Source organism: Anaeromyxobacter sp. SG66 (genome assembly GCF_022690805.1).
GTDB classification, from domain to species: Bacteria; Myxococcota; Myxococcia; order Myxococcales; family Anaeromyxobacteraceae; genus Anaeromyxobacter; species Anaeromyxobacter soli.
This window is the reverse complement of sequence record NZ_JALCZC010000025.1, coordinates 1-13,386: the sequence shown is the minus strand read 5'-3', so window position 1 is coordinate 13,386 and position 13,386 is coordinate 1. Positions and strand designations below refer to the sequence as shown.

General features: G+C 75.2%; 15 protein-coding genes and 1 riboswitch. Of the genes, 6 read left to right on the top strand and 9 right to left on the bottom strand.

Annotated features, from left to right (window positions below):
• Nucleotides 1-17: 17 nt before the first annotated feature.
• Nucleotides 18-196: riboswitch (cobalamin riboswitch) on the bottom strand.
• A 112-nt stretch (nt 197-308) separates the two neighbouring features.
• The 4 genes from MNZ39_RS09630 to MNZ39_RS09615 form a co-directional block, all read right to left on the bottom strand.
• Nucleotides 309-629: a helix-hairpin-helix domain-containing protein gene (locus tag MNZ39_RS09630; RefSeq protein ID WP_242337797.1), complete on the bottom strand. Its 321-nt coding sequence runs from the start codon at nt 627-629 to the stop codon at nt 309-311.
• Nucleotides 626-886, bottom strand: coding sequence for a hypothetical protein (locus tag MNZ39_RS09625; RefSeq protein ID WP_242337795.1), 261 nt, complete (start codon nt 884-886; stop codon nt 626-628). The genes MNZ39_RS09630 and MNZ39_RS09625 overlap by 4 nt, the downstream gene beginning before the upstream one ends.
• A 150-nt stretch (nt 887-1,036) precedes the next feature.
• Nucleotides 1,037-1,846 carry an ABC transporter substrate-binding protein gene (locus MNZ39_RS09620; protein ID WP_242337793.1) on the bottom strand — a complete coding sequence of 270 codons (810 nt, stop codon included), beginning with the start codon at nt 1,844-1,846 and terminating at the stop codon, nt 1,037-1,039.
• 145 nt (nt 1,847-1,991) lie between these two features.
• Nucleotides 1,992-2,303: a DUF3467 domain-containing protein gene (locus MNZ39_RS09615; RefSeq protein WP_242337791.1), complete on the bottom strand. Its 312-nt coding sequence runs from the start codon at nt 2,301-2,303 to the stop codon at nt 1,992-1,994.
• Nucleotides 2,304-2,404: 101 nt separating this feature from the next.
• On the opposite strand from MNZ39_RS09615, the gene MNZ39_RS09610 reads away from it, so the two are divergent.
• Together MNZ39_RS09610 and glpK are read left to right on the top strand one after the other, a co-directional pair.
• Complete coding sequence (locus MNZ39_RS09610; RefSeq protein ID WP_242337789.1) at nt 2,405-3,298, top strand: carboxylesterase; 894 nt, start codon at nt 2,405-2,407, stop codon at nt 3,296-3,298.
• Between the two features lie 2 nt (nt 3,299-3,300).
• Nucleotides 3,301-4,779 carry a glycerol kinase GlpK gene (gene glpK / locus MNZ39_RS09605; protein ID WP_242337787.1) on the top strand — a complete coding sequence of 493 codons (1,479 nt, stop codon included), beginning with the start codon at nt 3,301-3,303 and terminating at the stop codon, nt 4,777-4,779.
• 39 nt (nt 4,780-4,818) lie between these two features.
• Here the strand turns inward: glpK and radA are convergent, their stop codons facing one another.
• The gene (radA, locus tag MNZ39_RS09600; RefSeq protein WP_242337785.1) at nt 4,819-6,204 is read right to left on the bottom strand and encodes a DNA repair protein RadA; all 1,386 of its coding nucleotides are present in this window, start codon (nt 6,202-6,204) and stop codon (nt 4,819-4,821) included.
• 117 nt (nt 6,205-6,321) lie between these two features.
• Here radA and MNZ39_RS09595 point away from each other — a divergent pair, with 117 nt between their 5' ends.
• Complete coding sequence (locus MNZ39_RS09595) at nt 6,322-6,558, top strand: DUF2892 domain-containing protein (protein WP_242337783.1); 237 nt, start codon at nt 6,322-6,324, stop codon at nt 6,556-6,558.
• Nucleotides 6,559-6,696: 138 nt separating this feature from the next.
• Here the strand turns inward: MNZ39_RS09595 and MNZ39_RS09590 are convergent, their stop codons facing one another.
• The gene (locus MNZ39_RS09590) at nt 6,697-6,849 is read right to left on the bottom strand and encodes a lmo0937 family membrane protein (protein ID WP_242337781.1); all 153 of its coding nucleotides are present in this window, start codon (nt 6,847-6,849) and stop codon (nt 6,697-6,699) included.
• Nucleotides 6,850-7,010: 161 nt separating this feature from the next.
• On the opposite strand from MNZ39_RS09590, the gene bioB reads away from it, so the two are divergent.
• The 3 genes from bioB (at nt 7,011) to MNZ39_RS09575 (ending at nt 9,607) form a co-directional block, all read left to right on the top strand.
• Nucleotides 7,011-8,120 carry a biotin synthase BioB gene (gene bioB / locus MNZ39_RS09585; RefSeq protein ID WP_242337779.1) on the top strand — a complete coding sequence of 370 codons (1,110 nt, stop codon included), beginning with the start codon at nt 7,011-7,013 and terminating at the stop codon, nt 8,118-8,120.
• A gap of 3 nt (nt 8,121-8,123) precedes the next feature.
• On the top strand, nt 8,124-9,302 hold the full coding sequence (gene bioF, locus MNZ39_RS09580) for an 8-amino-7-oxononanoate synthase (protein WP_242337777.1): 1,179 nt from the start codon (nt 8,124-8,126) through the stop codon (nt 9,300-9,302).
• A gap of 65 nt (nt 9,303-9,367) precedes the next feature.
• A complete protein-coding gene (locus MNZ39_RS09575) occupies nt 9,368-9,607 on the top strand; it encodes a DUF2905 domain-containing protein (protein ID WP_242337775.1) in 240 nt (79 codons plus the stop codon).
• Between the two features lie 9 nt (nt 9,608-9,616).
• On the opposite strand, the gene MNZ39_RS09570 is transcribed toward MNZ39_RS09575, so the two are convergent.
• The 3 genes from MNZ39_RS09570 to MNZ39_RS09560 form a co-directional block, all read right to left on the bottom strand.
• On the bottom strand, nt 9,617-9,949 hold the full coding sequence (locus tag MNZ39_RS09570) for a hypothetical protein (RefSeq protein ID WP_242337773.1): 333 nt from the start codon (nt 9,947-9,949) through the stop codon (nt 9,617-9,619).
• 113 nt (nt 9,950-10,062) lie between these two features.
• Nucleotides 10,063-10,551, bottom strand: coding sequence for a hypothetical protein (locus tag MNZ39_RS09565; RefSeq protein ID WP_374109391.1), 489 nt, complete (start codon nt 10,549-10,551; stop codon nt 10,063-10,065).
• A gap of 2 nt (nt 10,552-10,553) precedes the next feature.
• Nucleotides 10,554-13,386, bottom strand: a 2,833-nt coding sequence (locus MNZ39_RS09560) for a protein kinase (RefSeq protein ID WP_242337769.1), incomplete at its 5' end; no start/stop codon positions are given.

Here is a 13,386-nt window from a genome sequence, read left to right as displayed (position 1 = left end):
ATGCGCGACAGGCTCGGAGGGAGGTCTCCTGGCTCCCGGGTCGCGGAGGGACGCTCCGCTCGGTACCTCCACCTTCCCACCGCGATTGGGCTGCGGCAGTGGCGACTTCCGAGGCACCTTCACCCGGCTACAGTGGCGGGACCGCGCCGGACTTCGACCGGCTTCCCTGTTCCTCCGTGCCGCTGAATCGAAGCCACGAGTAGCGCCCGCCCGCGCCGGGTGTCAAGCAGGACCCCGCGGGGCGTCGCCGGGGCACCCGGCCGGAGAGTGCATGCGCCGGCCGGGTCCCCGAGCGAATCCGGGTGCCTTCACTTCCGTGCGGTCACCGCAGCGGTGCCGGACGGAGCGGAGCCCACGGCGACGTTCGCCTTCACCTTCGCGAGCCACGCGGGGCCGATCCCCTTCACGACGAGCACGTCCTCCGGCCGGCGGAACGGCTGGCGGGCCCGCTGAGCGACGATCGCCTGGGCGCGCTTCTCTCCGACGCCCGGCAGGCGCATGAGCTCGGCGACGCTCGCGCGGTTGAGGTCGATCCGCTCGCCCGGGCCGAGCGCTCTCTTCGCGGCGAGCGCGGGGCCCGCGAGGAGCAGCACCGCGGCGGCGACCGCGGCGAGGAGGGCCCGCCTCACGGCCGCACCTCGACGGTCTCGAGCCCCGCGCGGCGCGGCGCTCCGTTCCCCGCGGGCCGCCCGTCCTCGCGCAGCTCGCGCACCTGGAGCTTGTTCGTCCCGAGGGGCAAGGCGTCGAGCAGGATCGCGATGCTGCCGTCCCTGTTCGTGAACGCGACGCCGATCTTCGGCCACCAGGTCCGCTCGCCGTTCGCGCTGTCGGGGATGGCGTAGACCGCGAGCTTGCGGGCGCCGCCCTTGTCGTTCGTGTCGCTCATCTCTCTCTCCGTTCCGTTCGAGCGCGCGGTCGTGCGCGCGAGCGGCAGGAGAGCAGCGCCTGTGCCGGTCCCAACCCCGCGGGATCCTTTGGACCGTCCACGGAACGGGGGTTCAGGCCCGGCCGCGGCGGCCGCGCGGCGGCCGCGCGCTCACGCGGCGGTCGCGTCGCGCAGCCACGCCGCCGTCTCGACGAACGACGGGCCGTCGTGGATGAGGTTCCGCCCGCGCTCGGTGGTGGACGCGAGCACGCGTGGCGCGAAGGCACGATCCCAGCCGCGCTCGCGCACGAGCGCCTCCGCGTCGATCGGGTGCTCGGGCTCGGAGAACACGATCACCCAGGCCGGCGCGAGGCCCGGCACCTCGTCGAGCTCCGGCGGGGCGTACGCGTCCGGCCGATCGCCGTGCACGGGCTCGAGCCCCGCGAGCCAGAGCAGGTCGTGCACGAATGCGCGCCCCCCGGGACGCCGCAGGTGGCGGCCGAACCACAGCTCCGCGTACGCGCGTGGCCGCGGGGAGGGAGCGGAGGCGACGAGCTCGGCGCACGCGCGCTCGAGCCGGTCGCAGAGCGCGCGCGCCTCGGCGAGCCGCCCGGTGAGCGCCCCGAGCGCGACGGTGTTCTCGAGGATGCCGAACCGGCTCTGCGGCACGGGCAGGAGCGCCACCGGGAGCCCCGCCGCCGCGAGCCGGCGCGCCAGCGGGAGCTGCACGCCGTCGGTCGCCACGACGAGCTCGGGGCGGACGGCGCGGATCGCCTCGGGGTCGCCGGAGACGTAGTCGGCGACCACGGGCGCGCCGAGGCCGGGCACGTAGCGCGCGCAGTAGGGCGTGACGCCCACCACCGCGTCGCCCGCGCCGAGCGCGAAGAGCGTCTCGGTGGCGGACGAGACCAGGGAGACGATGCGCCCGGGGCGCTCCGGCAGCTCGAACGTGGTGCCGAGGAGCGGGGAGGAGATCTTCATGAAACGCTCCGTGGAGGACCGCCGAGCGAGGCGAGCGCCGGGGCGTCGCCGCGTCCGGCGGAGCCGTGATGGGACGCGACGAGCAGGGGCGGCGACGCACGAACCCCGAGCGGGAGGGGGCGGGAGACGGCGTGGCTCGCCGGCGTCACGCCACCGCGCCTCCGTGGGGGAAGTGAGGCGTGTCGCCGAGGTCCAGCTCGCCGAAGCGCGCCTCGTACTTCGCGACGTTGTCCTGGATCGCGAGCATGAGCCGCTTCATGTGCTTGGGCGTCGTGATGATCCGCGAGCGGACGGTCGCCTTCGGCGCCTGCGGCTGGATGTAGATGAGGTCGAGGGTGAACTCGGTCTCGGTGTGGTTCACCATCGCCATGTTGACGAACACTCCGTTCGCCGTGACGGGGTCGATCTCGAGCTGGAGCTGGATCGCGTGCGGCGGGACGCCGGGCTTGTCGGACATGCCGCGGTGTTAGCATGCCGGCGCCGGGAGCGCTGCCTGGACGGGGCCGTCGCACCGGGAGCATTGAAACGTAGCCCGTCCAGGGGTAAGCGATCGTTCGGTTGGCACGCACGGGCATCGAGCACGGGAGGGAGTTCGAGCTGCGCGGCGGCCCGGACGCCGTCCTGCTCCTGCACGGGCTCACGGGCTCCACCTTCGAGATGCACGTCGTGGCGCGCCGCCTCGCCGACACCGGCATGCGCTGCCTCGCGCCGGTCATGGCGGGGCACGGCGGCGACCCCCGGGACCTGCTCGGCGTGCCGTGGTCGGAGTGGATCGCGAAGGCGCGCCGGGAGCTCGGCCGGCTCGAGGGCGCGCGGCGCACGTTCGTGGTCGGCTGCTCGATGGGCGCGCTCGTCGCCTGCGCGCTCGCCCACGATCACCCTGAGCGCGTCGACGGCCTCGTCCTCCTCGCCCCCGCGCTCGAGCTCCAGCTCCACGGCCGCCTCGGCGCCTTGCTGGCGCGGCTCGGGCCTGTCTCGCGCATCGTCGTCCCCAAGGAGGCGGGCTCGGACGTCCGCGATCCCGAAATGCGCGAGCGCAACCGCGCCCCGACCCTCGGCGGCGTGCCGCTCGGTGCGGTCGCGGAGCTCGCCGCGCTCGCCGCGCACGTGGACCGCCAGCTACCGGGCATCGCCGCGCCCGCGCTGGTCGTCGCCGGGGCGCGCGATCACACCGTCACCGTCGGCGGGGCCCGGCGGATCGCGCGGCGCATCGGGAGCGGGCCGGCCGAGCTCGTGGTCCTCGAGGACAGCTGGCACCTCGTCGGGATCGACGTGGAGCGCGATCTCTGCGCCGACGTGACCGCGCGCTTCCTGACGAGCCTCCCCGTGCCGGGGGCGCGCGCCACGCCGGAGCCGGGGCGGAGGACGCGCGGCGACGACGGCGCCCGGGCGCGGGAGCGGAGCGGCGGCACGAGGCGACGCGGGCCGGGGTGGAGCCCGCGCGCGAGGTGAGCATGGCTTCCTACGTGATGGCGATCGACCAGGGGACGACCGGGACGACCGTCCTCGTCCTCGACAAGCGGCTCGGGCTCCGCGCGCGGGTGAACCAGGAGTTCCGGCAGATCTTCCCGAAGCCGGGCTGGGTGGAGCACGATCTCGACGACATCTGGGGCTCGACGATCGCGACGGTCCAGCGCGCGCTGCGCGAGGCGGGCCTCACCGGTCGGGACATCGCCGCGATCGGGATCACGAACCAGCGCGAGACGACCGCGGCCTGGGATCGGATCTCGGGGCGCGCGCTGCACCACGCCATCGTCTGGCAGGACCGGCGCACCACCGACGTGTGCGCCTTGCTCAAGGCGGAGGGGCACGAGCCGCGGGTGCGCGAGAAGACCGGGCTCGTCATCGATCCCTACTTCTCCGCGACCAAGATGCGCTGGCTCCTCGACAACGTCCGCGGCCTGCGCGAGCGGGCGGACTCGGGCGCGGCGGCGTTCGGGACGATCGACAGCTACCTCGTCTGGCGCCTCACGAACGGCGCCACCCACGTGACGGACGTGTCGAACGCGAGCCGCACGCTGCTCATGGACCTGCGCACGCGCGCGTGGGACCGCGAGCTCCTGGACCTGTTCGGCGTGCCGCGCAACGTCCTGCCCGAGATCGTCCCCTCCTCGCACGTGTACGGTGTCACGCGGAACGTGAAGGTCCTGCCGGACGGGATCCCGGTCGCGGGCATGGCGGGCGACCAGCAGGCGGCGCTGTTCGGCCAGGCGTGCTTCCAGCCCGGCGAGGCGAAGTGCACCTACGGCACGGGCGCGTTCCTGCTCCAGAACATCGGGAAGGAGCCCCTCCTGTCGTCGCGCGGCCTCCTCACCACCGTCGCCTGGGACGTCGCCGGCGAGGTGACCTACGCGCTCGAGGGCTCCTCCTTCATCGCGGGGGCCGCCGTGCAGTGGCTGCGGGATGGGCTCGGCCTGTTCAAGAAGACGCCGGACGTCGAGGTGCTCGCGAGGCAGGTGAAGGACACGGGCGACCTCGTGTTCGTCCCGGCGCTCGCCGGGCTCGGCGCGCCGCACTGGCGCCCCGAGGCCCGCGGCGTCATCCGCGGCATCGACCGGGGCGTCACCGCCGCGCACCTCGCCCGCGCCACGCTCGAGGGCATCGCGTTCCTCATCTACGATCTCGCCGAGGCGATGCGGGCCGAGGCGGGCAAGGCCTACCCGGTCTTCAAGGTGGACGGCGGCGCCTCGCAGAACGACCTGCTCATGCAGTTCCAGGCGGACCTGCTCGACGTGCCCGTCGAGCGCCCGCGCATGATCGACACCACCGCCCTCGGCGCCGCGTTCCTCGCCGGCCTCGCGACCGGGTTCTGGAAGGATCGCGAGGAGATCCGCAAGGCGTGGAAGGTCGGCAAGCGCTTCGACCCGAGGATGAAGCCGGTCGAGCGCGAGGGGCATCTCGCGAAGTGGCGAAAGGCAGTCCAGTCGGCCTGAGTCGGCGCACGATCCCGGGCTGCTGCGCTGGCGCGGCGGTCACCCCAACCGATCGAGCGCGTCCGCGACGGTGTCCACCCCGACGATCTCGATCCCCGCCGGCACCTCGGCGTGGCGCGCGCTCGCGGCCGGGATGATGGCGCGCTCGAAGCCGAGCCGCGCCGCCTCGGCGAGGCGGATCTCGGGCTGGGAGACGGCGCGGACCTCACCCGCGAGGCCGACCTCGCCGAGCACGAGCGTCCGCCGCGGCAGCGCGCGATCGCGGAAGCTCGAGGCGAGCGCGGCCACGGCGGCGAGATCCGCGGCGGGATCGTCCACCGACAGCCCCCCGGCGACGTTCACGAAGAGATCGCAGCCCAGGATCTCCATCCCGACCTTCTTCTCGAGCACCGCCGCGAGGAGGGCCACCCGGTTCGAGTCGATCCCGAGCGCCGTGCGGCGGGGGGTGCCGAAGCCGGTCGGCGCGACGAGCGCCTGGATCTCGACGAGCAGGGTGCGCGTCCCGTTCAGCACCGCGGCCACGGCGCTGCCCGGCGCGTCCTCGGGGCGCTCGGCGAGGAACAGCGCCGACGGGTTCGTGACCTCGGCGAGCCCGCCGGCCTTCATCTCGAACACGCCGATCTCGCTCGCCGAGCCGAAGCGGTTCTTGTGCGCCCGCAGCACGCGGTACGGGTGCGCGCCCCCGCCCTCGAAGTACAGGACGGTGTCGACCATGTGCTCGAGGACGCGCGGGCCGGCGATGGCGCCGTCCTTCGTCACGTGCCCCACGAGGAAGACCGGCGTCTCGCTCGTCTTGGCGTACGCCATGAACCGCGCTGCGACCTCGCGGATCTGCGTCACCGTGCCGGGCGCGCTCTGCAGCTCGGGCAGGTACTGCGTCTGGATGGAGTCCACCGCCACCGCGGCGGGCGCGAGCGCCTCCGCCGCGTGCAGCACCTTCTGGGCGTCGGTCTCGGCGAGCACGCGGAGGTTCGGGGCACCGACCCCCAGCCGATCGGCGCGGAGCTTCACCTGGCGCGCCGACTCCTCGCCCGAGACGTACAGCACCGGCCGGTCCGGGGTGGCGCGCGCGAGGCGGTCGAGCGCCGCGAGGAGCAGGGTGGACTTGCCGATGCCGGGGTCTCCGCCGAGCAGGACGAGCGCACCCGGGACGACGCCGCCGCCGAGCACGCGGTCGAGCTCTCCGATGCCGGTCCGCTGCCGGTCCTCCTCCCGGGCCTCTACCTCGGCGAGCGAGATCGGCCTCGCCGAGCTGGCGACCCCCCAGCCGCGCGGCGACGCACCCCTCGGCTCCGGCGCGGCGACCTCCTCCTGCATCGTGTTCCACTGCTTGCAGGCCGGGCACTGGCCGAGCCACTTCGGGCTCGTCTGTCCGCACTCGGCACAGGCGTAGACGGTCTTCGCCTTCGGGGCGGGGCGGGCCATGCGCACCGTTAGCACGCGGCTCTGACCGCGTCGGGGCGGCGGGGCGAACCCTTTCGGCGTCGCTCCGTCTCCGACCTCCGTGGCGTCCACCCGAGGTCGCCCGGGAGTACACCTGAGATGACCGTAGATCGCGCCGTCCGCGTCCTCGCGGGAACCTTCGTCCTTCTTTCCCTCGCCCTGGGCGTCGAGGCGAGCCCGCTCTTCGTCTCGGCCCGCTTCCTGTGGTTCACGGCCTTCGTGGGCCTGAACCTCGTGCAGAGCGCCTTCTCGGGGTTCTGCCCGGCGGAGATGATCCTGAGGAAGGCCGGGCTGCCCGACCGGGAGCCGGAGACGCTCGCGCAGCCGCGCGCGTGAGCACCGCGCGGTCGCGACGGTGTCGTCGCGGCGCGTCACGCTCCGTCGAATGGCGCGGCGCTGGCTCGCCTGGCCGGCGGGCGACCGGCAGGAACGACGCGGCGGCGCCGTCCGTACGGGACGACGCCGCCGCCAGCGTCAGACCGCAGCGGAACCGCGGCGCATCACAGCGAAGATGAGCGAGATGACCGCGAGGATGAGCAGCAGGTGAATCCACCAGCCCAGCGTCGCGCCGGAGACCATGCCGATGGCCCACAGCACGACGAGCAGGATCGTGATCGTCCAGAGCATTGTTTCCCTCCCGATCGAGAAGCTAGCCACTGCTCCGGGGCCGACGCAGCCGGCGGCTCCGCTCCGCCGGGCCGCGGGGGGAGGTCGGCGCGGCGCGTCGTAAACCCCTGCCTGACCGGTCGGTTGACGAGCGGATCGGCGGCCTCTATCGTGCGGCTCCCATGTGCGAGACCGCCAAGACCACGCTCCCGCCCGGCATCACGCCCATCGGCGCCGACGAGGCGCGCACGCTCATCCGCCACACCTCCGGCCCTGCGCTCGAGGCGCTGCTCGATCGCGCCGAGGCCGTGCGCCGGGCCGTCCACGGCGACGAGGTGGCGCTCTGCGGCATCACGAACGCGAAGAGCGGCCGCTGCCCCGAGAACTGCGGGTTCTGCTCGCAGTCGGCGCACTTCCCCGCGGCGGACGCGCCGGTCTATCCGCTCGTCCCGGCCGAGGAGATCGTGGCCCAGGCGAAGGCCGCGGAGCGCGCCGGCGCGCGCGAGTTCTCGATCGTGACCTCCGGCACGCGCGTCGCGAAGGAGAGCGAGCTCGCGGCGATCGAGGAGGCGGTGCGGAAGCTGCGCGCCGAGACGGCGGTGGAGCCGTGCGCGTCGCTCGGCCTCGTGCGCGAGCCGGAGCTCGTCCGGCTCAAGGCCGCCGGGCTCATGCACTACCATCACAACCTCGAGACGGCGCGCAGCTTCTTCGAGAACGTCTGCACCACGCACACCTACGACGAGCAGCTCGAGACCATCCGCGCCGCGAAGCGGCAGGGCCTGCAGCTGTGCTCGGGCGGCATCCTCGGGATGGGCGAGACCCCCGAGCAGCGCGTCGAGCTCGCCGAGACCATCCGCGAGCTCGGCGTCGACTGCGTGCCGATGAACTTCCTGAACCCGCGGCCCGGCACGCCGATGGAGCACGTGAGCGCGATCACCGCGGAGGAGTGCCTCGCCGCGATCGCGGTGTTCCGCCTCATGATGCCGGCCGCGCACATCTTCGTGATGGGCGGCCGCGAGGTGAACCTCGGCGTCCACCAGCACCTCATCTTCCGGGCCGGCGCGAACGGCACCATGGTCGGCAACTACCTCACGAGCGCGGGGCGCGGTCCGGGCGAGACGGTGGAGATGGTGGAGGCCCAGGGGCTCTCGCTCCGGGCGCCCGACACCGGCCGGGCCTGGTCGTTCGACGGGACGGTCCCGGCCGACGCCGAGTGGAACCGCCGCGCCGCCGAGCCGGGCGGGAAGCGGGCGCTGCCCGTCGTCGGCGCGCCGCGCGGCGGCTGCGCGTAGCCGATGGGGCGCGCCTCGCTCGACTGGATCGATCGCGAGCTCGAGGCGCTCGAGACGAAGGGGCTCCGCCGCGCGCTCGAGCCGATCGGCTCGCCCCAGGGGCCGGAGGTGGAGCTCGGCGGCCGCCGCCTCGTGAACCTCTGCTCGAACGACTACCTCGCGCTCGCGGCCGACCCGCGCCTCAGGCGCGCCGCCGCGGACGCGGCCGAGCGCGAGGGGGCGGGGAGCGGCGCCTCGCGCCTCGTCGCCGGCGATCTCCCGGTGCACGGCGCGCTCGAGCGGGCGCTCGCGGCGCACGCCGGGGCGGAGGCCGCGCTCCTGTTCGGCTCCGGCTACCACGCGAACGCGGGCGTCCCCCCGGCGCTGGTCGGACGCGACGACGCGGTCTTCTCCGACGTGCTGAACCACGCGTCCATCGTCGACGGCTGCCTCCTGTCACGCGCGGAGCTCGTGCGCTACCGGCACTGCGACGTGCAGGAGCTCGCGGACCTGCTCGCGCGCTCGCGCGCGCGGCGCAAGCTCGTCGTCACCGACGCGATCTTCTCCATGGACGGCGACGCCGCGCCGCTCCGCGAGCTCGCCGAGCTCTGCGACCGGCACGGCGCGATGCTCTACGTGGACGAGGCGCACGCGGAGGGCGTGCTCGGGCCGCGGGGCGGCGGGCTGGCCGAGGCGCTCGGGATCGCCCACCGCGTCGACGTGCACATGGGAACGCTCGGCAAGGCGCTCGGCGCGGCCGGCGCGTTCGTGGCCGGGGAGCGGCGGCTCGTCGATCTGCTGATCACCCGCGCGCGGACGTTCGTGTTCACCACGGCCCCCGCGCCCGCGGCGTCGGCCGCCGCGCTCGCCGCGCTCGGGATCGTCGCGTCGGAGCCGGAGCGCAGGGAGCGGCTCGGGGCGCTCGTCGCGCGCATGAAGGCCGGTTTGGCCCGGCTCGGGTTCGACGTGGCGCGCGTGGTCGCGCCGATCTTCCCCGTGATCCTCGGGGACGAGGCCCGGGCCGTCGCCGCGTCCCAGGCGCTCCGCGAGCGCGGCTTCTACGTGCGCGCGATTCGCCCGCCCACGGTGCCGCGCGGCACGAGCCGGCTGCGCGTCACGCTGACCGCAGGGCACACGGAGGCGCAGGTGGACGCCTTCCTCGGCGCGCTCGCAGAGGTGATCCCCCTAGCCGCGAAGGGCTGAGCCGAACCGGGGTCCCCGTCGGCTCACCCTTCGCGACACGCTCTCGCCTCCGCTAGGATGGGTGCATGGCAGCGGGTGGCCTCGGGGGCCTCGGCCGGATGCTCGTCCTCGCCGGCGCGATCATCGCGCTCGCCGGGGTCCTCCTCATCCTCGCCGAGCGCTTCCCCGGGCTTCGCCTCGGACGGCTGCCGGGCGACGTCTCCGTGGAGCGGGACGGCTTCCGCCTCTACCTCCCGCTCGGCACGTCGATCGTCCTGTCGATCCTCCTCACGCTGCTGCTCTGGCTCCTCGGTCGACGAGGCTGACCGTCCGCGTCACGGCGCCTGGCAGAGCGCGGGCGGCGTGTGGACCTGCAGCGTGGCGGGCGTGACGACAGCCGCCGCTCGGTCTCGCTGAGCGGTGGCCGGCGGCGTCCGCGCGCGGCGCGGCGCGTCGGTCTGCTGCGCGGCGCGCGCAGCGAGGACGTGGGCGTAGGCGTCGCGTCGCGCCTCGACCCCGTACAGCCATTCGGCGCTCGACTTCGTGGGCACCAGGTCGGTCGCGAAGGCGACGGCGATACCGAGCCAGAGAGCGATCGTGACGAACCCGGCGAGACGCCGCCTGCGCGGCAACCCGGCAAAGAGGACTTCCTGCTTCTCGCGCGTCATTTTCCGCTCCTCCAGAGGGCGCTGCCACCACCCGATGATCTAGAGCAGCGAGAAGCAGTCTCGTGACGCGCGCCGGCGCGGTCCCTGGGGGGCCCACCGCAGGGCCAGGGGTATCACCGGAGGCGCGCGTAGCCCACGAGCGTCTGTAGCTCGAAGGGACTTCCCTTACCGACTTCACCTGACGCACAGCTCGTGAACGTGCCGCGGCCGACCGCGCGCGCGTACGCGCCCGTGCCGCCCACGACCGTCCAGCGCCCGAACAGCGCCGGGAAGCGCGGCACCTTCGCGGTGCGCTGCACGCGGAGGACGAGCGTCCCGCGCGCGCCCTCGAGCACGCGCTCCACCGTCGCCTGCGACGCGAACCCGCCGTCGTCCCGCGCCGTCCCCTCGTCGAGGAGGTCGCCGGAGACCGTCTCGAGCCGGAACTTGCCGGTGTACTGCCAGGGCGGGAACGTGACGCGGACCTCGACGCGCTCGGCGCCGGCCGGCGGTGGCTCCGGAGCGGGGGGCGGGAGCCGCGGTGGCGTGGGCGCGTCGGCGTGCGCGGGCGCGGCGGCGAGCGCGGCCACGAGGGAGAGGGCGGCGAGGGCGCGGGCGTTCACGGTCATCCTCCCCGCGCCGAGGTCGGCGGCGGAAGGCCGGCGCCCGGCTCTCCCTCCGGAGGCCGGCGGGGCTCGGGCGCCCGCCCGTGGCGCTGCTCGCACGCGCCGGCCCGGCGCTCCGCCTCCGCCGCGCTCTCCCCGAGGATCTGGACCCGGTGCGCCACCGGCAGGCACGCCGTCGTCGAGGCGCGCAGGAGGGCGAGCACGCGTCCCCACGAGACGGTCCACACGCGAGCGGTGCCGTCGACCGAGGCCGTCGCGAGCTCGGTGCCGTCCGGGCTGAACGCCGCGTGCCCCACGCTGCCGTCGTGGCCGCGCAGGATGAGCGGCTCGCCGGTGCCCGAGGCCGGGTAGACGCGCACGATGCCGTCGTGCGAGGTGAGCGCGATGCGGTCGCCGTCCGGGCTCGCCGCCGCGGAGAAGAGCCCCTCCGGCAGCGCCGCGATGGGCGGCAGCTCCTCGAGCGGCTCGAGCCGGTACACGTGCAGCGGCCCGTTCTCCTCGGCGACGAGCAGGCGCGTCCCGTCGGGCGTCACCGTCGCGCGGAAGACGCTCCGCTCCGCGCGGATGACGCTCGCCGGGGAGCCGTCCACCGGCCAGATGCGGACGGTGGCGTCGAGCTGCGAGGCCGAGACCACGAACTTGCCGTCCGGCGTCCAGCACACCGAGGTGATGCCCTTCTCGTGGCCGTACAGCACGAGCGGCTCGCCGTCTCCGTCGGCGGGCCAGATGCGCACGGTCCCGTCGAGCGAGGCGCTCGCGATGCGGGTGCCGTCGGGGCTGAACGCCGCCGAGAGGACCGAGCTCGTGTGGCCGCGCAGCTCGCGGAGCAGCCGCCCGTCGCGGGCGTCCCAGAGCCGTACCGTCCCGTCCTCCGACGCCGTCACGAGCCGCCGCTCGTCGCGATCCAGGTCCGCCGAGTGCAGCACGCGACCCGGGTCGGAGATGACGAGGGGGGCGCCGTCCCCGTGGATGGGCCAGATCCGCGCCGTGCCGTCGTGCCCGGCGGTGACGATGCGCGTGCCGTCGCGCGTCCACTCGACGGTGTCCACGAGCTCGCCGTGCCCGCGGAGGACGCCGCGCTCCCGCGGGTCCTCGGCCTTCCAGACGCGGATCGTCCGATCCTTCCCCCGCGTGAAGATGCGCGATCCGTCGGGAGAGAACGCCGCCTCGAAGGCCGTGTGGCCGCGGAGCACGAGCGGCGTGCCCTCGCCGTCGGCCGCCCACACGCGCGCGGTCCCGTCCGCGCCGACGGTGAGGACGTGCGCGCCGTCGGGGCTGAAGCGCGCGTCGATGACGGCGCCGCGGTGGCCGCGCAGGCGCACCTGCTGGGCGGGCGCGGAGACCGGGTGGATCCGCGCGGACCCGTCCTGCGAGGCGATCACGATCCGCCGCGAGTCGGGGCTGAACGCGACGGAGGAGAGCGGCGCGCCCGCCGCGCCGAACGCCGCGCGGGGCGTGCCGCCGTCGGAGAAGAGGCGCGCCACCCCGTCCTCGGAGGCCGTCGCGATCGCGCCGCCGTCGGGGGCCCAGGCGAGCGCGAAGATCGCACCGCCGGGCAGGGTCACGCGCGCGAGCAGCGCGCCCGAGCGCGTGTCGAACACGCGCAGGTGCCCGTCTCCGCCGCCGGTGGCGAGCCGCGCGCCGTCCGGTGCGTAGGCGAGGGTCAGCACCGCCCCGTCGTGGACGAGCGGGCGCGCCGGCCGCGCGCCGTCGAGCGGGACGATCCAGGCGCGCCCGTCGAGCGCGCCGACCGCGGCGGATCGGCCGTCGGGCGCGACCGCCAGCGCCGCGTGCGGGCTCGAGCCGGCGGCCAGCACGAGCGGCCTCCCGCTCGCGTCCGCGCGGAACACCCTCAGCTCGCCGTCGTGCGTCCCCACGACGACGCGCGCCCCGTCGGGCGTGAAGGCGAGCGCGGTCGTGTGCAGGCCCGGGGCGGTGAGGACGCGAGCGCCCCCGGTGCCGTCCGCGTTCCAGATGGCCACGCCCGCCGCCGGGGCGCCGCCGCCGGCCGCCTCCGCCGAGCCCACCCCCACGGCGACCTCTCTGCCGTCGGGGCTCACCGCGAGCCCGAGGCCGCCCGGCGGGTGGTCGAGCACGGCGACGGGGATCGGCTCCGACAGGATCCGCTGCGCGATCTCGAGCGCGCGGGCGGGCGGATCCTCGCCGAGCTCGGTCATGAGGAGCGCCGCGGCGAGCGGGTCGGAGGCGCCCTCCGCCGCGCTCGCGATGCGCGAGGCGCGCAGGGCGCGCTCGGCCTCGCCGCGCGCCCGGAGCGCGAGCGCCGCCGCGCCCGAGGCCGCGGCGATCGTGATCGTGCCGAGCACCGCCGCGACGCGGCGCAGCCGGCGGTGGCGCAGCGCCCGGGAGGCGGCGGCGGCCCGCTCGGTGTACGCCTCCTCCACGCGCTGCAGGGCGGCGAGGAGGGCGCTCGCGCTCTGGGGGCGCCCGGCGGGATCCTTCGAGAGGGCGCTCGCGAGCAGCGCGGGGAGCTCGGGCGGCGCGTCGTGCAGGGGGAGCGGCGGCGGCGGGCCGGGATCGAGGGCCGCGCTCCGGCCCTCGACCTGCGGGAACGGGAGCCGTCCGGCGAGCATCTGGAAGAGCATCACCGCGGCGCTGAACACGTCGGCGCGCGCGTCGCCGGGCTCTCCCCGGAGCTGCTCTGGCGCCATGTAGGCCGGCGTGCCGCCGGCGAGGCTCGCGCGATCGAGGAGGCGGGCGAGGCCGAAGTCGAGGATCTTCAGGCCGCCCTCGTCGGTGAGGAAGACGTTGCCCGGCGTGAGGTCCCGGTGGACGACGCCGTTCGCGTGGGCGTGCACGAGCCCGCGCGCGACG